Consider the following 20,616-nt stretch of genomic DNA (forward strand, 5'->3'; position numbering starts at 1 on the left):
AAAGCGCCGCGCATCTTGCGCTAAAGCGGTTTTGCGAGAACGACATCTATCAAACAGGGACTTAAAGGGTGTCGGCGGATCCTAGCGATCACGATACGCTTTAGCAGTCGCCGCAGGGAATATTGTCGTTTTGACGCTGGCGATAGAAGTAGCTGCGGCTGATCGTGATGGTGCGTGTCTCTGCCGGCAAGAAGCTGGGAGCAAAGACGAGCAGCGTGTACGGTATGCTGAGTTCGGTGCGGATGAGGAAGCTGTTTGCCTTCTTCATTTCCGTGGGCACATCGGAAACCGCGCTGTTCTTGGCATAGGGTGCCGCACCGCTCTGGGCCCAGGACCAAAGAACGGTAGGATTGGCGCTGCCGTCGATCTGGATTGCCGTGACCTTCAACGAAAGACCGGAACTGTCATAGGGTGCGAAGATTGCCGGGGCGGCTTTGGCGATATCCGTCAGCGAGCTTTTTGTCACGCTCTGCTGCTGGGTAATGATATCGGCGATCGAGCCGGCAGCACGTGTCGTGCGCTTGCTGACGCTGAGCCCGATCGTGATCTCGAACGCGCCGAGATAGAGCATGACGAGAACCGGGAAGATGATTGCAAACTCGATGGCGCCGACACCCTTGCGGTCGCGTGCAAATCGCCGCGTTGTTGAAGCCAGCCTTATCAGAAGTCCGCGGCGCGCCATTATGGATACTGCTCGTTCTGGAAGGCAGCCGTCGCGACCATCAGATATTCGCTCGGCATGGAACTGCCGACAGGGCGAAGGCCTGTGACATAGGGACGAACGAGATCGACAATAATGGACCAGCGGTAATAGGCACGCACCATGTTGATCGAGCCGGGGCCGCCGGGTGTGAACTTGAAATCCGAAGTCTTGAGATCGGAATACTTATCCGAAGACATTCTCGGGATCGTCGTTGGAATGGACGCAAAATTCGTGAAGCTCTGTACATCCAGATAGAGCTTGCTAGGTGTCGCCGCCTCCGTCGCCGAGCAGCGGATGATGATCGAGATCTCATTGCAAAAGGCCTGCCGGAACTGCGTCTGTGTCAGGGAGCCGGCGCGCGCAGGATCGAATGTGATCTGTCCCGTCCGCATCTGTCGGCTCACCGTATCGACGCCGTTTGACACGAGCTGTTCCGCCGCAAAGGCGATGAAGGTCTCGAGAATGGCGAATATGATAATGAAATACGGAATGGCCAGCAGCGCGAATTCGATCGCCGCGGAGCCGTCACGTGAGCGAGCCAGGGCGCGAAGTCTGGATAAACGGAGGGACGCACGCACCTTGCCCGTCTCCTGCTCACTGATCGCCATGGTCTGGCCCCGAAAATGTTCTTCGGGCGCCACACTAAGCCGCGTTCGTTGATTTTCCGTTTCAGGTCGGAGCAGCTATTTTAACGAATAGGTGCGAGCTGGGCGCAACTAACTAGTTTCCGGAAGACGCCTCACCTTGCTGCGAATGCTGCTCGCAATTGGGCGTGCAGGAAAGAACCGAGCGCTCTGTCTGGCGATAGACGCGCACTGTATTGCCTTCATCGATGGAAACGAGGATGCGCTCGTCCAGAATGGCGTTGCCGCCGGTATCGAGCAATACGATGTTGGTCGTGCCGAAGGCGCGGCCCGTCAAGACGATTGTCTTGGAGTCGGCGACCGTCGCATCGGCAACCTTGGAATTGCCGACAATGACCTTGCTGACGGGCCGATCGAGCTTCAGGACGCGCGCGTGATCCATATAGACGCGCAGCATGTCTTCCTGGGCGGAGGCTGCGGATGCCATAAGAGCCGTAATTACCCAGGCAAAGAAAACGGTCTTGCCGTTCGATGGCATTTGGCCCTCTTTCACGATCGCAATGCAGATTGCCAATAGAATGGAAAAAAATGGTGAACGAAGCTTTAAGCTTTTCCTGCCATGTTCGTTTGCGAAACGTATTGCATCGTCTCGGCACGCTCTGACGAGGCATGGAATCGACATATAGCAGAAACGTGTGCCGTTTCTGGATGCCTGGAAGCTAATGCTACACATTACTTCCGGAAATTCCTTAGAAATGCAACAAATGCGGTAAGAGATTACTTACCCTGACTGGGCCGGTTGTCTCGTTTACACCTTGTTAACGCATTTCCTTAAGTCGATGGAAACGGCCATTCGGTAGGTTGCAGCCATCCGATCAACGGCAACAGTTGGCGGACGTGCTGAACATCAACTGGAGTTAGGAGTAACCATGACCAAGCTTTTTAGCCGTTTTCTGAAGGATGAATCCGGCGCGACCGCAATCGAATATGGCCTGATCGCCGCCCTCATTTCCGTAGCTCTCGTTGCTGGCGCCACCACGCTCGGCCAGAAGCTCAACGATACGTTCGTTGGCCTCGGTTCGAAGCTGACCAACGCTACGACGAAGACCACTCCCTAACAACTCGAGCGTAGCTCTGGTTCAGAACATCAACTGGAGCTAGGAGTGACCATGATCAAGCTTTTTAGCCGTTTTTTGAAAGATGAATCCGGCGCGACCGCAATCGAATACGGCCTGATCGCCGCTCTCATTTCCGTAGCCCTCGTTGCTGGCGCCACCACGCTCGGCGGCAAGCTCAACGATACGTTCGGCGAGCTCGGTCTAAAGCTGAGCAATGCCACGACGAAGACAAATCTGTAATACTGGAGCGTCGCTCTGGCTAACAGCAATCAGGCTCACGAGCGAACCGCCGTGAGCCTGTTTGTCTTGGGCAGATGAGAACTTGGGGCAGGTGAGAAGATGATCGTAGCTGCAATCCTTCTGGTTTTTCCGCTCTGCCTGGCTTTCGCGGCCATATCCGATCTGTTGACGATGACGATCCCGAACAGGGTGTCGTTGATCCTGATGATTTCGTTCGCCGTGCTGGCGCCTTTGAGTGGCATGGCTCTTCCTGCAATCGGAATGCACGCACTTGGCGCCGCCATCGTGTTCGGCATTTGCTTTGCACTCTTCGCGCTCAATGTGATGGGCGGCGGAGACGCGAAACTTCTGAGCGCGGCCGCGATCTGGTTCGGTTACGATCCAGCTCTGCTGTCTTTTCTTGTTTATGTCAGTTTCATCGGCGGCTTGGTGACGGTCGCAATCCTGTTGATCCGCTCGCAGGCAGATATGATATTGGCGATCGGCCTGCCCATTCCCAATTCGCTCCTGCTCGCCAAGAAGATCCCCTATGGTGTTGCCATCGCGATTGGTGGCTTCGTCGCCTTCCCGTCCTCGCCGTTGTTCCTGGCTGTGCTGGAAAGCCTGAAATGACGGCGTATTAATCGGCCGTTAACTTAAAATGTAAGTGTTCCATTAACTATAATTATACCAATTCCTGAGCATTCTGCGGGGCGAACGCGTCGTGCCCTAAGGAATGATCAATGAAACCGGCCCGCCTTATTATCCTAGCTGTCGCTGTGGTGGCAGCCGGCCTTGCCGGTCTTCTTGCGATGAACATGGCCGGTAGTGGCAACGTCGTCACGAAGGTCCAATCCGTCATCGAGAAAGAGCCGACCGTCAACGTCCTGGTTTCCAGCGCCAATCTCCCTGTCGGCGCGCGGCTGGATGAGAAGGCCGTCCACTGGATAGCCTGGCCCCAGAACGGGGTCGTCCAGGGCTTCATTACCGAGACCGATCGGCCGGACGCTATCAAGGATCTGCAGGGCGCTGTCGTGCGCTTGCCCGTCTTCGAGGGCGAACCGATCCGTCCGGAGAAGGTCGCCGATTCCAACAGCCGAATCCTGTCCTCGCTGCTGCCTGCCGGCAAGCGCGCCGTGGCGACCGAAATCTCCGTGGCGACCGGTGCCGGTGGCTTCATACTCCCCAATGACCGCGTTGACGTGATCATGGTGCGTAAGGGGCAGGGCACGGACAAATATATAACCGAAACCGTTTTGAGTAACGTCCGCGTTCTCGCCATCGACCAGCAGATCGAGGAAAAGGAAGACGGCACCAAGGCTGCGGTTGGCACGACAGCAACGCTGGAACTCACCCCCGACCAGACCAAGGTTCTGGCCGTCGCCCAGCAGATGGCCGATCGCCTTTCACTCGCCCTGCGCTCCGTTGCCGACGCGCAAGAGCAGGACACCAGCGCGGCAGACTACCTGCTGAGTGGCGACAACGGCAGCGCAATCGTCCAGGTCATCAAGTCCGGCTCCATCGTTACGGATGCCACCGGCTCAGTGAAGCCGGAGTAAGGGAAATGCAGATGGGCAACTCAAAACAGCGCACCAGGCTTTTCCTGACCGGCTGCCTTTCTCTGGCAATGGCGGCGACGGGCGTTATGCCGTTTTCCTTTCATGCGCCTTTCGAAGTGAAGCAGGCCAGTGCCGGTTCCGAAAGCCTCATCCGTATTTCCCAAGGCGGTCCCGGCGCGCATCGCCGTCTGAAGCTCGGCCTCAACAAGGCGCTGGTGGTCGACCTGCCGGAAGACGCCCATGACATTCTCGTTTCCGATCCCAGCATGGCCGATGCCGTAACCCGGACGTCGCGGCGCATCTATCTATTCGGCAAGAAGGTCGGGCAGACCAACATCTTCGTTTTCGGCGCCAGCGGCGAGGAGGTTGTCAGCCTCGATATCGAGATCGAGCGCGACGTATCCGGGCTTGAGGTCAATCTGCGCCGCTTCATTCCCGACTCCGCCATCAAGGTCGAGATCGTTTCTGACAATATCGTGCTGACGGGTACCGTTCGCACGCCACAGGATGCAACTCAGGCAGCATCGCTCGCTGAAGCGTTCCTGAAGGGCGGTGAAGCTACGACGCGCACGGAAACGGCGTCAGGCACCGGCGGCGACAGTGCAGTTGCACTCTTTGCCGAAAACCGCCAGGTCTCGCAGGTGGTCAACCTCTTGCAGATCCAGGGTGAAGACCAGGTCACGCTCAAGGTCACGATCGCCGAGGTTCGTCGCGAAATCCTGAAGCAACTCGGTTTCGACAATCTCGTTACCAACTCCTCGGGCATGACGGTCGCCCAGCTTGGTAGTCCCTCGGCGGATACGGCCACATCCGTCGTCGGTGGCGGCCTTGCGGCACTCTTCAAGAACTCGATCGGCAAGTACGATATTTCGACCTATCTGAACGCGCTGGAACAGGGCAAGGTCGTCCGCACGCTGGCCGAACCCACGTTGACGGCGATCTCTGGTCAGGCCGCGACTTTCAATTCCGGCGGTCAGGTTCTTTATTCGACGACGGACAACCAGGGCAACGTCACGGTCGTTCCCTATAATTACGGTATCAATCTGGCTTTCAAGCCGGTGGTCCTTTCGTCCGGCCGCATCGCCCTGCAGATCAAGACCAATGTCTCGGAGCCGGCGCCGTCGGTATCAGGGACCGCGCCCACCTATCAGCGCCGCTCTGCAGAGACCTCGGTCGAACTCCCCTCGGGCGGTTCGATCGCTCTTGCAGGCCTCATCCGCGACAACGTCTCTCAGACGATGAACGGCACTCCCGGCGTCTCGAAGATCCCGCTTCTCGGCACGCTCTTCCGCCAGAAGGGGGTTGAACGTCAGGAAACGGAACTCGTCATCATCGCGACGCCCTACCTGGTGCGCCCGGTGGCACGCAATCAGCTCAATCGGCCGGATGACAATTTCAGCCCGCCGGATGACGCATCCGCCTTCTTCATGAACCGCGTCAACAAAGTCTACGGCAGCTCCCAGGCACCGGTTGCCGATGCGCAGTTCCACGGTTCCATCGGATTTATCTACAAATGAGCGGGGCAGGGTCTGAACCGATGAATACGAACAGAGATCAGGCGATGGCCCATTACAGCGCGATACATTTCCGCACGACAAGGCCTCTGCTCGTGGCTGCATCGCTCGCCGTTGCAATTCTTTCCGGCTGCGCTGGTCCGCGTGACCAGCTCACGACCGGAGGCATTCCTGATGATTACCGGGAGCGCCACCCGATCGTCGTGACGGAAGCCGAACAAACGGTCGATATTCCCGTTGCCTCCAGCGATCGCCGCCTGACGATCGCACAGCGCGAGTTGATTCGCGGCTTCGCGCAAAATTACGTGTCGCGCGCTTCCGGCCCGGTCTATATCCTGTCTCCGGAGGGATCAGTCAATGCAGGCGCGGCTCGCGCCCTGCGCAGCCAGGTTCGTGCCGAACTTGCTTCGCGTGGCATTGCCAGCAACAAGATCATCAATACGTCCTATGCAGCAACCGGTCTCCGCGACGCTGCGCCGATACGCTTGAGTTTTACCGGTATGACGGCGGTAACGACCCAGTGCGGTCAGTGGCCGAGGGATATCTCGGCAGACTTCACGAACCAGAATTACTACAATTTCGGCTGTGCCTCGCAGAACAACCTCGCCGCTCAGGTCGCCAATCCGGAAGATTTTGTTGCTCCGCGCGGCATGACTCCGATCGACGCCGAGCGGCGCAATCAGGCGATCCAGGAATACCGGACGACCACGACCACGATCGATGATGTCGATTCCGGCCAGACCGGTTTCTGATCAGGCGGGATGAAACGATGAGCACCGTCGACTACGAAATCAAGAATACCAGCGAGCTCCGCCATGCCGAAGAGGCTATGCGCATGGGCGAACTGGAAAATATGCGGCCGCTGCCGCGCATCTCCGTTCACGCCTTCTGCGAAAGCGAGGGATTGCAGCGGGTGATGGAGCGCTGCGCCAATGACCGTCGCATGTCGAAAGTCAGTCTGCGCATTACCAGCGGCGGAACGGCGGCGGCTGCGAACATGTTTTCCAGCGCACCGACCCCGAACCTGATCATCCTTGAAACCAGGGCGAATCCTGCGGGCCTGCTTGCCGAGCTCGCGCCACTTGCTGCCGTCTGCGATCCCTCGACCAAGGTCATCATCGTCGGCTACTACAACGATATCGGTCTTTACCGCGATCTGATCCGCAACGGCATTTCCGAATATATGGTCCAGCCTGTCGCCATGCCGGATATCATGGTCGCAATGGCGACGATCTTCGTCGATCCGGAAGCCGAGCCGCTTGGCCGCTCGATCGCCTTTATTGGCGCCAAGGGCGGTGTCGGCGCATCGACCATCGCTCACAATTGCGCCTTCGGGATCTCGAACCTGTTCTCGACCGAAACGATCCTGGCCGATCTCGACCTGCCTTATGGCACGGCGAACATCGATTTCGATCAGGATCCGGCCCAGGGCATTGCCGAGGCTGTCTTTGCACCGGAGCGGCTTGACGAGGTTTTCCTCGACCGCCTGCTGACCAAGTGCTCGGAGCATCTCTCGCTTCTGGCTGCCCCTTCGCTTCTCGATCGCGCCTATGATTTCGATGGCCAGGCCTTCCAGCCGGTCATGGATGTGCTGCAGCGCAGCGCGCCGGTGACGGTGCTCGATGTTCCTCATGCCTGGTCGGACTGGACCCGTTCGGTCCTTTCGAGCGCCGATGAGGTCGTCATTTGCGCCGTTCCCGACCTCGCTAACCTTCGCAATACCAAGAACATGCTTGATGCGCTCCGCAAGATGCGCCCGAACGACAAGGTGCCGCATCTCATTCTCAATCAGGTCGGCATGCCAAAGCGGCCGGAAATTTCGATTTCAGATTTCTGCGAGCCGCTGGAAGTCGAACCGATCGCCATCATTCCCTTCGATATCGGTCTTTTCGGTAACGCCGCCAACAGCGGCCGGATGATCTCCGAGGTCGACCCGAAGTCGCCGACATCAGAGACCTTTTCGCAGATCTCGCACATCGTCACGGGTCGCGTGGCGATCAAGAAATCCAGGAAGGGCGGCCTGCTCGGCCTTCTGAAGCGCAAGTGAACGAGTAGAATTGGATCGGATCAATGTTCGGAAAACGCGGAAATGAAGGTTTCGGAAAGGCCGGTGCCGGCGGTATCGCCGCTCCTCCGCCGCCGATGCCGGCTGCCGCCCCGGCAGCGCCATCCGGTCCCGCGGTGCTCGTCGAGCCGTCGCGCGAACCTGTCCGCCAGCAGGTGGCGCCGCCGCCTATACAGACGCCGCAGCGCAAGCGGCCCGCCCGAACGGATGAATATTACGATACCAAGGCGCAGGTCTTTTCTGCACTGATCGATACGATCGACCTCTCGCAGCTCTCCAAGCTGGATGGCGAAAGCGCACGCGAGGAAATCCGCGATATCGTCAACGATATCATCACTATCAAGAATTTCGCGATGTCGATCTCGGAGCAGGAAGAACTGCTCGAGGATATCTGCAACGACGTGCTTGGTTACGGTCCGCTCGAGCCGCTGCTGGCGCGCGACGACATTGCCGATATCATGGTCAATGGTGCCGGCCAGACCTTCATCGAAGTCGGCGGCAAGACCATCGAATCCGAAATCCGCTTCCGCGACAATTCGCAGCTTCTTTCGATCTGCCAGCGCATCGTCAGCCAGGTCGGCCGCCGTGTCGATGAATCGAGCCCGATCTGCGACGCGCGCCTGCCCGACGGCTCGCGCGTCAACGTCATCGCGCCGCCGCTGTCGATCGATGGCCCGGCACTCACTATCCGTAAGTTCAAGAAGGACAAGCTGACGCTCGATCAGCTGGTGCGCTTTGGCGCCATCACGCCTGAGGGCGCGACAGTGCTTCAGATCATCGGCCGCGTCCGCTGCAACGTCATCATCTCGGGCGGAACGGGCTCGGGCAAAACCACGCTTCTGAACTGCCTGACGAACTATATCGACCGCGACGAGCGCGTCATTACCTGCGAAGATACGGCCGAACTGCAGCTCCAGCAGCCGCATGTGGTGCGCCTGGAAACCCGCCCGCCGAACATCGAAGGCGAGGGCGAGATCACCATGCGCGACCTCGTCAAGAACTGCCTGCGTATGCGTCCCGAACGCATCATCGTCGGCGAAGTGCGCGGACCAGAGGTTTTCGACCTGCTGCAGGCCATGAACACCGGCCATGACGGCTCGATGGGCACGATCCACGCCAACAACCCGCGCGAATGCCTGAGCCGTATGGAATCGATGATCGCCATGGGTGGCTTCACCCTGCCGGCAAAGACCGTGCGCGAAATCATTTCCTCCTCGATCGATGTCATTATCCAGGCGCAGCGCCTTCGTGACGGCTCGCGTCGCATCACCCAGATCACCGAGGTGATCGGCATGGAAGGCGACGTCATCATCACTCAGGATCTGATGCGTTACGAGATTGAAGGCGAGGACGCGAGCGGCCGTCTGATTGGCCGCCATATGTCGACCGGTATCGGCAAGCCGCATTTCTGGGATCGCGCCCGCTACTACAACGAAGAAAAACGCCTCGCCGCTGCGCTCGACGAGATGGAACTGAAATCGAAGGATTGAGATGTTCGGCATCGATCCGACAGTGCTGGCAATTGTCGTTCTTGCAGCCGTTGCGGCGGCAGCGGTGAGCTATGCCGTATTGTTCTCGCGTATCGAGAGCGACAAGAAATCGGCAAGTCGCATCAACCGCGTCAAATCGGCCGAAGTCGATCGCACCAAGGTCAAGGCTGCCCGCGACCGCGTGCAGGAACTGTCGAAGCGCCGAAAATCGGTACAGGACAGCCTGAAGGATCTCGAAAAACGGCAGCATGAGAAGACCAAGAAAACGCTGTCGCTGAAATCCCGCCTGGTGCAGGCGGGACTGCCGATCACGCCAACCCGTTTCTATCTCTTCAGCGCGTTCTTCGCACTTGTGCTGCTGGTCTTGCTTTTTATTGCCGGCGCATCGACACCGGTCATGCTCGGTATCCCCGTGGCCGCAGGGCTTGGTCTGCCGCGCTGGGTGCTGGGCTTCCTCATTTCGCGCCGCCAGAACAAGTTCCTTGATGAATTTCCGAATGCGCTCGACGTTATCGTCCGCTCCATCCGCTCCGGCCTGCCGCTGAACGACGCGATCCGCCTCGTTGCGACCGATGGGGTCGAGCCGGTCAAGGGCGAATTCCGCCGTATCGTCGAATCGCAGCAGGTCGGCCTCAGCGTGCCCGAAGCCTGCGCCCGCATGACCAATCAGATGCCGTTGCAGGAAGTCAATTTCTTCGCGATCGTCATCGCCATCCAGTCGCAGGCTGGCGGCAACCTGTCGGAAGCGATCGGCAACCTTTCAAAGGTGCTGCGTGACCGCAAGAAGATGAAGGCCAAGGTCAAGGCGCTGTCGATGGAAGCCAAGGCATCGGCCTGCATCATCGGCGCCCTGCCTTTTATCGTTGCCCTGCTCGTTTACCTCACGTCGCCGCAATACATGATGCTCTTGTTCACCGATCCGCGCGGCCACTTCATCATGGGCTTTTCGGCGGTTTGGATGTCGATCGGTATCTTCGTGATGCGCAACATGATCAATTTCGATATCTAGCGGGAGCAAGGCACATGTCGCAGGAACTCGCCGCAACATTGACCGATCCCGCCATGATCGTGGCGGTGCTCGTCGCCATCGCTGTCTTTGCCACTTTCTACACGCTTGCCGTTCCTTTTTTCGAGCGTGGTGATCTCAACAAGCGCATGAAGGCCGTCTCGACCGAGCGTGAGCAGATCCGCGCCCGCGAGCGCGCCCGTATGAATGCCGACACTGGCAGTAAGGCGACGCTCAGAAACCAGAACAATCGATCCGTCCGTCAAATTGTCGAGCGGTTCAATCTGCGCAAGGCGCTTGTCGACGACAACACGATGAACAAGCTGCGCGCGGCTGGTCTGCGTTCGGAAAATGCGCTGAACACTTTCCTTGTCGCGCGCTTTCTTCTGCCGTTTCTTTTTCTGGCGGTTGCCGCATTCTGGATGTTCGGTCTCGGCAATCTTGCCGACAAGGGCCTGCCGATCCGGATCTTCATCGTCATCGGCATCGCCTATATCGGCTTCTATGCGCCGAACATCTATATTTCCAACCGTATGGGCAAGCGTCAGCAATCCATCAAGCGCGCCTGGCCGGATGCGCTGGACATGATGCTGATCTGCGTAGAATCGGGTATTTCCATCGAGGCAGCCATGCGCCGGGTCTCCGAAGAACTCGGCGAACAGTCACCGCCGCTCGCCGAAGAAATGGTGCTGACGACCGCTGAGCTCTCCTTCCTGCCGGATCGCCGCGTCGCCCTTGAGAATCTCGCGACCCGCACCCAGATCGATCTGGTCCGCTCCGTCACCCAGGCGCTCATTCAGGCCGACCGCTACGGCACGCCCGTTGCGACAGCTCTGCGTGTCCTTGCCCAGGAGGGCCGCGACGAACGCATGAACGAGGCGGAAAAGAAGGCTGCTGCCCTGCCGCCGAAGCTGACCGTTCCGATGATCCTCTTCTTCCTGCCCGTGCTGATCGCCGTCATCCTCGGCCCTGCCGGCATCCAGGTCGCCGATCGGTTCTGATTAAGAGATCCGGAAACCCCGCTTTTGCCAAGAACGGCAAAACAAACGGCGATCATCGGCGAGCGGCCTTGATCGGGTGGGCATTTCCAGCAAAATTGCATGGCGGTTTTACATCCGGAATTGTGTGAGAATGGAGTTTTGCCATGTCCTCTCTGGGCATCTTTATCAGCATCATCAGCGCTTTGATGATCGGCGCCATGAGCCCCGGCCCGAGTTTCGTCGTCGTCTCGCGCATCGCCATTTCGCGTTCCCGCTTTGACGGGCTTGCTGCTGCACTCGGCATGGGCATCGGCGGCGTGACCTTCGCCATCCTTGCCCTTGCCGGCTTGACGGCGCTGCTCTCGCAATTCGAGTGGCTTTACCTCGTTCTCAAGATCGCGGGCGGCGCCTATCTGATCTATATTGCTGTCGCGATCTGGAAGGGCGCCAGCGAACCGCTGGCGCTTTCAGGCGACATAGCCGGTAAAAGCACGCCGGCGCGGAGTTTCACGGCAGCGATGCTGACGCAGTTGAGCAATCCCAAAACGATCGTGGTCTACGCCAGTATCTTCGCGGCGCTGCTGCCCAAGACGGTGCCGGTGGAGCTTTTGCTGGCACTGCCGATTGGCGTGTTCCTGGTCGAAGCGGGATGGTATGCGATCGTTGCGCTCGCCTTTTCGGCCCAGCAGCCGCGCAAAGTCTATCTTGCTGCCAAGGCCTGGATCGACAGGGCCGCGGGCGCGGTCATGGCGGGTCTCGGCCTGCGTCTCATCCTGTCCGGATTGAGCAGCAGATGACTTAGTTGGTATTGCTGGCGGAAGGTGTGGAGTCCTTCGCCGCGAGCTTCTGCCAGGAATTCTGCTGGGAAAGCATGCCGCGCAGATAGGCGACATTCGCATCGGCCTGCTGCGGCGAGAGTTCGCGCCGCGCGATCTGCTCGGCCTCGGGAAAGCGGCCTTGCAGGCCGACGACGAGAGCGAGGTTCTGGCGCACACGGCTATCGGCGGAAGGCTGGCCGGCGGCCGAGCGCAGATAGGTTTCCGCCGTGCGCAGATCGCCTGTCAGAAGATAAGACATGCCGAGATTGGAAAGGATCGAAGGTTCGTTCGGCTGGATGTCGAGCGCATCGCGATAGCGCTGTCGTGCGTCGTTCGGCTTGCCCATCTGATCGAGGATCGCGCCTTCCGCCGAGATCAGTCGCCAGTCGGGACGGTCGGGCGTCTGTGCTCTGCCGATCGTATCGAGCGCCTGCTGAAGCTGTCCTGTGGCCGCTTGCGCCTTGCCATAGGCTGCCAGCACGTTGCGATCACCGGGATTGGCGATCGCGACCTGCTGCATGACGGCAAGCGCTTGCGCGTCGCGTCCGTTCATCCGTAGCAGGTTGGCATAGTTTACGCCATTGACCGGATCGCGCGGGTTCTTCTCATAGGCCTGGCCGACACGGTTGGTGGCGGCCCGCAACTCGTTGGTGTCCATCTGCTCGACCGGCTTGTCGAGCTTGGGGATGGAACCGGTTGTCATCCGGTCCTTTGCCGTTGTCGAGCAGCCGGCCAGCGCGAGCATGACGAGAACAGCGGCGGTTCCTTGAAAAACACGCTTTTTAAGAGGAGTAGAGGCCGAGACGGGCATTGCGCGTTCCTGAATGAAATCGGCGCCTGACCTCAAAACGGAACAGGGAAAGGTTTTGACGCAATCTTCGCTCCAGCAATAGTCTGTTAACCCTAACAGACCGTTAAGAAGTGATTCTGCCCCCCGCCTCTAAGGACAAACATGGCCCCCTTCCAGTTCACCGAAAGACCGACGCCTTTCAACACCAAGGGTGGGTCGACGCTGCCGATCTTTGCTGTCACGCCCGCCCATATCGACACCGCGACAATCGATCCGATCGCCCTCGATTGGGCACGCAAAGCCGGCTACAAGGCAGAAAGCGGTTCGCTGCTTCTGATCCCGACAGCCGACGGTCACCTCGGCGGCGCGCTCTTCGGCCTTGGGACCAATCCGTCTGAGCAGCCTTACATCACGGGCAGGCTTGCCCGCGCACTTCCGGCCGGCGACTGGCACATCGAAACGGCTCCGCTGACAGCCAATCGCCTGGCGCTCGGCTTCGGCCTCGGCAGCTACCGTTTCGACCGTTACAAGTCTGAAAAAATCCCGGCGGCGACGCTGATGATCCCGCGCGATGCCGACGGCAATGAGATCAAGCGTCAGCTCGCCGGCGTTTTCCTCGCTCGCGACCTCATCAATACGCCGACCAACGACATGGGACCGGAACAGCTCGAAGCGGCTTTCCGCGATCTCGCTGCCCACTACAAGGCAGAGATGTCGGTTATCATTGGCGACGACCTGCTCAAGGAAAACTTCCCGCTCGTGCACACGGTCGGTCGCGCCAGTGCCGATGCGCCGCGCCTCTTGGAGCTGCGCTGGGGCAAGAAGGGACACCGCAAGGTCACGCTGGTCGGCAAGGGCGTCTGCTTCGATACGGGTGGCCTCGACATCAAGCCGGCTTCCTCCATGCTGCTGATGAAGAAGGACATGGGCGGCGCGGCAAATGTCATGGGCCTGGCGCTCATGATCATGGATGCCAAGCTGAAGGTGGACCTGCGTGTCATCATCCCGGTCGTCGAGAATTCCATCTCGTCCAATGCCTTCCGTCCCGGCGACATCTACAAGAGCCGCAAGGGGTTGACGGTCCAGATCGACAACACCGATGCCGAAGGTCGCCTGATCCTGGCCGATGCGCTCGCCTATGCCGACGAGGAAGAACCTGATCTCTTGATCGATATGGCAACCCTGACAGGCGCTGCCCGCGTTGCTCTCGGCCCCGATCTGCCGCCCTTCTTCACGGATGATGCGAATCTTGCCCACGACCTGATGGAAGCAAGCCTCGAGACGGATGATCCGCTCTGGCGGCTGCCGCTTTATGCCGGCTACGAGAAAGATATCCGCACCAAATTCGCCGATATCACCAATGCTCCGGCGGGGGGCATGGCGGGCGCCATCACCGCCGCGCTTTTCCTCAAGCGCTTCGTCAGCAAGGCGAAGAGCTGGGCGCATTTCGATATCTACGGCTGGGCGCCGAACGAGCGCCCACATTCGCCTGGAGGCGGTGAGGCGCAGGCTATCCGCGCGCTCTATCATCATATCCGTCACAGCATGCGCTGAACCGCCAAGGCCATCGCTGACCCGATCGTTAAAATTTTATTCACCTTGCGAGGCGGCATTCTGTGCCGCCTCTTGCTTGCTCGCTGTAACTGCCGGAAAATGAAACGTTAGCGTAACGATTTCCGGAGGGGCCGTGCCGATTGAACTGACCGCCTCGCAGGCGCTTGGCCTCTGGCATGGCGTGGCGCTCAACCAGGTCCGCCACGACGACCGAGATTTGACGTTGCGTCAGATGGCGATCCTGCTGCATATCTATCTTGTGCCGCCACCGCATACCGTGCGCGGACTGGCCGCGACGCTGGACGTGACGAAACCGGTCATCACCCGGGCGCTGGATACGATGGGGGACATGGGCCTCGTCGATCGCGTCCGTGACGATGCCGACCGGCGCAACGTCATCATCAAGCGCACCGTTGGCGGGGCGCTCTATCTCGAAAAGCTCGGCGACCTCGTGCGCGAGCAGGGCCGCAAGCTTCCGGTCTGAAAGGCCAGCTCAAAAGGCCACGCTGAAAGGAATGTCATGACGATGCTCGACCGCCGCCTCCATGCCTATCGCCCGGATCTTGCGGAAGCCGGCCTTGAGGGCAAGGTCGAAGCGGCGCGCTTTGTGAGCGGCACGCCGGCCCACGTCCGTGTCCCGGTCATCGCCCTGCGCCCCGAACCGGACCTTGCCCGCGGGATCGATACGGAACTGCTCTATGGCGAGGATGTCACGATATTCGATCGCGCTGACGGCTGGTGCTGGGTCAAGGCTACATCCGATGGCTATGTCGGTTACCTGCCAGCAAGCGCAGTTGCAGAGGCAGCCAACGCCCCGACTCACATCGTCGTTCCGCAGCGCACTTTCCTTTATGAGGAACCGGAATTGCGCAAACCGTATAAGACAGTGCTGTCGATGGGCAGCCGAGTCCACATTGCCGGTCAAGCGGAAGCGCGCGGCAATCATTATCTGGTGCTCGACGATGGCACTGCGATCTTCTCCAAGCATCTCCAGCCGCTTGGAGCGCTGGATGGCCAGGACTATGTCGATATCGCCGCCCGCTTCCTGGAGGTGCCCTATCTCTGGGGCGGCCGCTCCGGCCTTGGCATCGATTGCTCCGGCCTCCTCCAGCTTGCCCTACAGATGACCGGCAGAAGCGCGCCGCGCGATACCGACATGCAGGCGGCAGGCCTTGGCGAGCCGATCGAGCGCTCGGAAGTGCGCCGCGGCGATCTGGTCTTCTGGAAAGGGCATGTTGCCGTTTTCGAAGATCCCGAAACCATCATCCACGCCAACGGCCATACGATGACTGTTGCGCGCGAGAATTTCGAGGCGGCCGTCAAGCGCATCGGCTGGCTCTACGAGCAGCCGACAGGCTATCGCCGCCCGTTCTGAGATTGCCTTCAGGCCACGGGCGGCTTCGGCCAGTCCTTGATGCCACCCGTCCAATCCTCGAATGCTTTCGAGAGTTTCAGCACCCGCATGTCATCGAAGCGCGGCCCGACGATCTGCAGCCCGATCGGCATGCCCGATGCCGAAAAGCCGCAATTGATCGAGGATGCCGGCTGCTCCGACATGTTCCACGGCACGGTGAAGGCGATATGCTCGAAGGGCTGTTTCGGATCATTGGTGGGCGAAGCCCATTCAGCCGGATAGGAGACGATCGGATTGGTCGGAGAGAGCACCGCATCGACCTCGGTGAACAGGCGCCCGCAGGTCTTGCGCATCTCGATCGTCTGGTTGAAGCCCTTCACGGCATCGACACCGCTGACGTCGGCACCGCCCTTCGCCCATTCATGGATATAGGGGAGAATATTCTCACGGCGCTCTTCGCTGAGCCCGGCAATGTCGCCCCAGAAACGAGAGCGCCAGAAATTGTCCAGCCCATCCAGCATGGCGCGCGTCAGCACCGGTCCGACAGGAACAATCGTCGCCCCGGCTTTCTCGAAAAGCCTGGCCGCTTCTTCGATCGATATCCTCACATCGTCATCGACGGCAAGACCGCAGCCGGCATCGAGCATCAGACCGATCCGCATGCCGGTGAGATCGATGGCAAGATCCATCCAGTCGAAATCATTCGGCGGCAGGCTGGTGCCGTCGCGCCAGTCTGGGCGCGAAAGCGTCGCCATCGAATAGGCGGCATCCTCCACCGTCCGGGTCATCGGTCCCGCGCAGCGGCCGACATAATAGGGATCGACCGGAATGCGCCCATGGCTCGGTTTGAAGCCGAACACACCCGTCCAGCCGGCCGGCAGCCGCACCGAACCGCCAATATCGGTGCCGATATGCAATGGCCCGTAGCCGGCAGCAGCCGCTGCGGAAGCGCCGGCGCTGGAGCCACCGGGGTTCTGTGAGATATTCCAAGGGTTTCGGCTCAGATGATGGAAGCTCGAAAGACCCGACGAAAGCATGCCGTAGTCGGGGCAGGTGGTCTTGGCAAAGATAACAGCGCCGTCCTCCCGCAGCCGCGCCGCCGCCGGCGCATCCGCTTCCGCTGGCTTCAGCTCGACCGCCTTCGTGCCGAGCGGCACCGGTTGTCCCCTGGTGGCGATCAACTCCTTGAGCGTAACCGGAATGCCGTCGAGCGGGCCGAGCGTTTCACCTTTCATCCAGCGCTCGCCCGATGCCTTTGCCTGCTCGCGCGCCGCTTCCGGATCGTAGAGATAAAGCGCTGCGATCGACGGCTCCCAGGCATCGATATGCCTTTCGAGCGCAAGCCAGTATTCGAGCGGCGAGAGGGTTCTATCGCTGAAGCGTCGCCTGAGCTCGCGGATGGTGAAATTGGTATCTGGCATGGTCTGGTCTTTCGGGCGGTTCGTCTCGGGAGGACATCAGCGGCTCGCTTCGCGCGGGTCGAGCAGATCGCGCAACCCATCACCCAGCATGTTGAAGCCGAAGACGGTGAGCGCGATGGCAAGGCCGGGCAGGATGGCCAGCCACGGAGCAAGCGAAAGGAAGGTCTGGGCGTCTGCCAGCATGCGTCCCCAGGTCGGCGCCGGCGGCGCCATGCCGAGGCCGAGGAAGGAAAGGCCGGCCTCCGTCAGAATCGCGAGACCGAGCTGGATCGCCGCATGCACGATGATCTGGCTCATGATGTTCGGCAGCACGTGCCGCACCGAGATCGTGAAACGGCTATTGCCGATCGCCTGCGCCGCCAGCACATAGTCGCGGTTCCAGGCCTGCAGCGAGGTCGCGAGCGTTACGCGCGCAAAGACCGGCACCATGAAGACGGCAATGGCCGTGATCGCTGTAAAGCGTCCCGGCCCGAGGAAGGCACCGAGGAGCATAGCGGACAGGATGGGCGGCAGTGCGAAGATGACGTCACAGGCGCGCATCAAAAGCGCCTCGTAGGGGCCGCGGATGGCAGCCGCAGAAATCCCCGCAATGGAACCGAGTGTGCCGCCGATGGCGACCGCGCTGACGGCGACCGACAGCGAATTCCAGCACCCGACCATCAGCATGGAAACTACGTCACGGCCGAACTGGTCCGTGCCGAGCAGGCCGAAGGCAAGCGGCGGCTGCAGCTTGTGAATGATCTGCATCTTGGCCGGCGGCAGCGGCGTCCAGAAGAGCGACAGCAGGGCAATGGCAGCCAGGAGCCCGATGACGATGGTTCCGGTGATGAGGTTCTTTCGCCGGCTAAGCCGGAAGCTTCGGCGCCGTGGAAAGATGGCGGAGGAGACGATGGGAGCCATCATGCCGCCTTTCGCATGCGCGGGTCGATCGCCAGGTAGGAGAGATCGACGATGAAATTCATGACGATGACGAGGCCCGCGAAGAACAGCACGACATCCTGCATCACGATGATGTCGCGCTGCGACAAGGCTTGTAAGGCAAGCCGTCCGAGACCCGGCAGATTGAAGACGTTTTCGACCAGAACTGCGCCGGCAACGAGAAAAGTGAATTGCAGCCCGAGAATGGTCAGGATCGGCACCAGCGCATTCGGCACGACGTGCCGCCACAGCACCGTGCTGCGCGACAGCCCCTTGGCGACGGCAGTGCGCGCGAAATCCTCGTGCATGGTGTCGAGCACGGCGGAGCGCGCCACGCGGGTCAGCACGCCGGCTTGCGGCAGGGCGAGTGCGACAGCGGGCATCAATAAGGCCTGCAATGCCGGCAGAAGTCCGGCATCCCACCCGGGAAAACCACCTGCCGGCATCAGACCGAGCGTGGTGGAAAACAGGATGATAAGCAGCAGCGCCACCCAGAAGGCCGGCACGGCGATGCTGATCTGCGAGAAGACGGTGGCGATCGCATCGACGATCCCGCCACGTCGCGCCGCCGCCAGCACGCCGAGCGGCAATGCGATCACCACTGAGAGGACGATGGCAATCATCGCAAGCGGCAGCGTCACCGCCAGCCGCTCGACGATCAGCCCGGCGACAGGTACGCCATAGGTATAGGATTGCCCGAGATTGCCGGAGAAGACGCCGGCGAGCCATTGGCCATAGCGAATGAGCAGTGGCTGGTCGAGGCCGAGTTCGTGGCGCAGTGCCGCCAGTGTTTCGGGACTGGCCGACGTGCCGAGCATGATCGACGCGGGATCGCCGGGCAGAAGGTCCATGACGGCGAAGATCACCAGGGACACGACGAGAAGGGTGATGGCTAGACCGGCGAGGCGGCGGGAAAGCAGTGCGATCATATCGTCTTCATCACCCTGTCCGCCGCCCGCATCAGCAGTTTATTCGTCCCAGGAAACATTGCTGAGAACGTTGGAGGGGATCGGCTCGTTCTCCCACAGGCCCTTCAGCTTCTTGTCCCAGACACCGAGCTTGGGCATGACGAAGAGATAGAGCGCCGGCACGTCCTCGGCGAGGATCTTCTGGGCTTCGCCATAGATCTTGGCCTGTTCCGATGGATCGGCCGTCTCCTGCACCTTCTTCATCAGGTCATTGAAGGCCGGATTCTTGTAATTGAAGTAATAGGGATCGCGCGAATAGATATCGATGTCCATCGGTTCGGCATGGGCGACGATGGTCATGTCGTAGTCACGGCTGGTCATGACATCCTTCACCCATTTCGCCGGAAATTCGGTGGGCTCGATATTAACAGTCACACCGATCTCGGCCAACATCGCCTGCATGACCTGTGCGCTGCGCGGGGCGTAGGCCATCTGCGGCGATTTGATCGTGAAAGTGAAGCCGTTGGGATAGCCGGCCTCGGTTAGCAGCGCCTTCGCCTTCTCGACATTATAGGGCAGTACGCCGGTCATATCCTGATAGCCCGGATCGTTCGGCGTATAGTGACTGCCGATCGCCGTACCGAGACCGGACCAGGCACCATCGATGACAGTCTGGCGGTCGATCGCCATCATCAGCGCCTGGCGTACGCGCTTGTCGTCGAACGGCTTGCGCGCATTGTTCATGCCGGCAACGACCTTGAGCTCGGTATTGCCGACCTTGGTCGCAAGACGCGCGTCGCCATCGAAGGAGCTCATCAGCTCCGGTGCGGCAAATTCCGGAAAGGCGTCGAGATCGCCGGATTTCAGTGCTGCTGCCTGTGCCTGAGGATCGTTGATGAAGCGGAAGGTCACCTTCTCGAGCTTGGCCGCGCCATCCTTGTTCCAGTAGTCGGCATTCTTGATGAGTTCCACGTGGTCGCCCTTGGCCCAGGTGGAGAATTTGAACGGCCCGGTGCCGACAGGCGTGGTCTTGTCGTCGGCCGCAGACTTCGGACCGACCATGATCGAGGCCGGCCAGCCGAGCCAGTAGATCAGGCTGCCGGTCGGGCTGGAAAGATGCAGCACCAGCGTCTCGGCATCGGGCGTTTCGATGGAGGCGATCGAGGCGAAGAAGCGCTTCTGCGGATTGACCGAATCCTTGCCGCGGGCGCGGTCGAGGGCGAATTTGGCGGCGGTGGAATCGAAGGCCTCGCCATCGTGGAATTTGACACTGGTCTGCAGCTTGAACGTATAGGTCAGGCCATCGGGGGAAATGTCCCAGCTTTTGGCGAGTTGCGGCTGCACCTTGCCGGTCTCGTCGATGCTGACCAGCCCTTCGAAGATGTTTTGCCAGGTCACCTGGCCGATGGCGACAGGTGCGGCAATCGTCGGGTCGAGTCCAGCAGGCTCGACGCTCATGCCGAGATTGAGCGTTGTTTTGGCGGCTTCGGCGGGTGTCAGCGCCAGCATCATGATGCCGGCTGAAAGCGCGACACCCATGGAAAGACGCCGCATGAGACGCGCTGACGGCGCGAGCGAAACCTTGATCATCCTGTTCCCCTGTCTGGCTCCGCTG

General features: G+C 60.2%; 22 protein-coding genes. 14 read left to right on the forward strand and 8 right to left on the reverse strand.

Annotated features, from left to right (window positions below):
* Window positions 1-100 precede the first annotated feature (100 nt).
* From LVY75_10525 to LVY75_10535, 3 genes are all read right to left on the reverse strand, one after another.
* The gene (locus LVY75_10525) at window positions 101-682 is read right to left on the reverse strand and encodes a pilus assembly protein (GenBank protein XAZ23677.1); all 582 of its coding nucleotides are present in this window, start codon (window positions 680-682) and stop codon (window positions 101-103) included.
* Window positions 682-1,311: a pilus assembly protein gene (locus LVY75_10530; GenBank protein XAZ23678.1), complete on the reverse strand. Its 630-nt coding sequence runs from the start codon at window positions 1,309-1,311 to the stop codon at window positions 682-684. Before LVY75_10530 ends, LVY75_10525 begins: the two co-directional genes overlap by 1 nt.
* Window positions 1,312-1,423: 112 nt before the next feature.
* Window positions 1,424-1,825 carry a pilus assembly protein N-terminal domain-containing protein gene (locus LVY75_10535; GenBank protein ID XAZ23679.1) on the reverse strand — a complete coding sequence of 134 codons (402 nt, stop codon included), beginning with the start codon at window positions 1,823-1,825 and terminating at the stop codon, window positions 1,424-1,426.
* Between the two features lie 391 nt (window positions 1,826-2,216).
* Between LVY75_10535 and LVY75_10540 the strand changes: the two genes are divergently transcribed.
* The 11 genes from LVY75_10540 to LVY75_10590 all read left to right on the forward strand — a co-directional run bounded on the left by LVY75_10540 (window position 2,217) and on the right by LVY75_10590 (window position 12,035).
* Window positions 2,217-2,405, forward strand: a complete 189-nt coding sequence (locus LVY75_10540; protein XAZ23680.1) for a Flp family type IVb pilin — start codon at window positions 2,217-2,219, stop codon at window positions 2,403-2,405.
* A 51-nt stretch (window positions 2,406-2,456) separates the two neighbouring features.
* Complete coding sequence (locus tag LVY75_10545; protein XAZ23681.1) at window positions 2,457-2,645, forward strand: Flp family type IVb pilin; 189 nt, start codon at window positions 2,457-2,459, stop codon at window positions 2,643-2,645.
* A 99-nt stretch (window positions 2,646-2,744) separates the two neighbouring features.
* The gene (locus tag LVY75_10550; protein XAZ23682.1) at window positions 2,745-3,257 is read left to right on the forward strand and encodes a prepilin peptidase; all 513 of its coding nucleotides are present in this window, start codon (window positions 2,745-2,747) and stop codon (window positions 3,255-3,257) included.
* Window positions 3,258-3,367: 110 nt separating this feature from the next.
* On the forward strand, window positions 3,368-4,183 hold the full coding sequence (gene cpaB, locus LVY75_10555; protein XAZ23683.1) for a Flp pilus assembly protein CpaB: 816 nt from the start codon (window positions 3,368-3,370) through the stop codon (window positions 4,181-4,183).
* 11 nt (window positions 4,184-4,194) lie between these two features.
* A complete protein-coding gene (locus tag LVY75_10560; protein ID XAZ23684.1) occupies window positions 4,195-5,700 on the forward strand; it encodes a type II and III secretion system protein family protein in 1,506 nt (501 codons plus the stop codon).
* Window positions 5,697-6,449 (forward strand): CpaD family pilus assembly protein, encoded by a 753-nt coding sequence (locus LVY75_10565; GenBank protein ID XAZ23685.1) that lies wholly within the window; start codon window positions 5,697-5,699, stop codon window positions 6,447-6,449. Before LVY75_10560 ends, LVY75_10565 begins: the two co-directional genes overlap by 4 nt.
* A 17-nt stretch (window positions 6,450-6,466) precedes the next feature.
* Window positions 6,467-7,744, forward strand: coding sequence for a CpaE family protein (locus LVY75_10570; GenBank protein XAZ23686.1), 1,278 nt, complete (start codon window positions 6,467-6,469; stop codon window positions 7,742-7,744).
* A gap of 23 nt (window positions 7,745-7,767) precedes the next feature.
* On the forward strand, window positions 7,768-9,252 hold the full coding sequence (locus LVY75_10575; protein ID XAZ23687.1) for a CpaF family protein: 1,485 nt from the start codon (window positions 7,768-7,770) through the stop codon (window positions 9,250-9,252).
* Between the two features lies 1 nt (window position 9,253).
* Window positions 9,254-10,261: a type II secretion system F family protein gene (locus tag LVY75_10580; GenBank protein XAZ23688.1), complete on the forward strand. Its 1,008-nt coding sequence runs from the start codon at window positions 9,254-9,256 to the stop codon at window positions 10,259-10,261.
* Between the two features lie 14 nt (window positions 10,262-10,275).
* Window positions 10,276-11,259 (forward strand): type II secretion system F family protein, encoded by a 984-nt coding sequence (locus tag LVY75_10585; GenBank protein ID XAZ23689.1) that lies wholly within the window; start codon window positions 10,276-10,278, stop codon window positions 11,257-11,259.
* A 143-nt stretch (window positions 11,260-11,402) separates the two neighbouring features.
* Complete coding sequence (locus LVY75_10590) at window positions 11,403-12,035, forward strand: LysE family translocator (protein XAZ23690.1); 633 nt, start codon at window positions 11,403-11,405, stop codon at window positions 12,033-12,035.
* A gap of 1 nt (window position 12,036) precedes the next feature.
* Here LVY75_10590 and LVY75_10595 read toward each other — a convergent pair whose 3' ends face one another.
* Entirely contained in the window at window positions 12,037-12,867 is an 831-nt protein-coding gene (locus tag LVY75_10595; protein ID XAZ23691.1) for a tetratricopeptide repeat protein, read from the reverse strand.
* 141 nt (window positions 12,868-13,008) lie between these two features.
* Between LVY75_10595 and LVY75_10600 the strand changes: the two genes are divergently transcribed.
* From LVY75_10600 to LVY75_10610, 3 genes are all read left to right on the forward strand, one after another.
* Window positions 13,009-14,400, forward strand: a complete 1,392-nt coding sequence (locus LVY75_10600) for a M17 family metallopeptidase (GenBank protein XAZ23692.1) — start codon at window positions 13,009-13,011, stop codon at window positions 14,398-14,400.
* A gap of 133 nt (window positions 14,401-14,533) precedes the next feature.
* On the forward strand, window positions 14,534-14,884 hold the full coding sequence (locus tag LVY75_10605) for a MarR family winged helix-turn-helix transcriptional regulator (protein XAZ23693.1): 351 nt from the start codon (window positions 14,534-14,536) through the stop codon (window positions 14,882-14,884).
* A gap of 36 nt (window positions 14,885-14,920) precedes the next feature.
* Complete coding sequence (locus LVY75_10610) at window positions 14,921-15,775, forward strand: NlpC/P60 family protein (protein XAZ23694.1); 855 nt, start codon at window positions 14,921-14,923, stop codon at window positions 15,773-15,775.
* Between the two features lie 8 nt (window positions 15,776-15,783).
* Here the strand turns inward: LVY75_10610 and LVY75_10615 are convergent, their stop codons facing one another.
* Genes LVY75_10615 through LVY75_10630 form a run of 4 tightly spaced genes read right to left on the reverse strand, consistent with a single transcriptional unit; the run spans window position 15,784 to window position 20,591 of the window.
* Complete coding sequence (locus tag LVY75_10615; protein ID XAZ23695.1) at window positions 15,784-17,175, reverse strand: amidase; 1,392 nt, start codon at window positions 17,173-17,175, stop codon at window positions 15,784-15,786.
* A 36-nt stretch (window positions 17,176-17,211) separates the two neighbouring features.
* Window positions 17,212-18,075 carry an ABC transporter permease gene (locus LVY75_10620; GenBank protein XAZ25686.1) on the reverse strand — a complete coding sequence of 288 codons (864 nt, stop codon included), beginning with the start codon at window positions 18,073-18,075 and terminating at the stop codon, window positions 17,212-17,214.
* Window positions 18,075-19,022 carry an ABC transporter permease gene (locus LVY75_10625; protein XAZ23696.1) on the reverse strand — a complete coding sequence of 316 codons (948 nt, stop codon included), beginning with the start codon at window positions 19,020-19,022 and terminating at the stop codon, window positions 18,075-18,077. The genes LVY75_10620 and LVY75_10625 overlap by 1 nt, the downstream gene beginning before the upstream one ends.
* 39 nt (window positions 19,023-19,061) lie before the next feature.
* Window positions 19,062-20,591, reverse strand: a complete 1,530-nt coding sequence (locus LVY75_10630) for an ABC transporter substrate-binding protein (GenBank protein XAZ23697.1) — start codon at window positions 20,589-20,591, stop codon at window positions 19,062-19,064.
* Window positions 20,592-20,616 lie beyond the last annotated feature (25 nt).

The sequence above is a fragment of the Sinorhizobium sp. B11 genome (assembly GCA_039725955.1).
Lineage (GTDB): Bacteria > Pseudomonadota > Alphaproteobacteria > Rhizobiales > Rhizobiaceae > Rhizobium.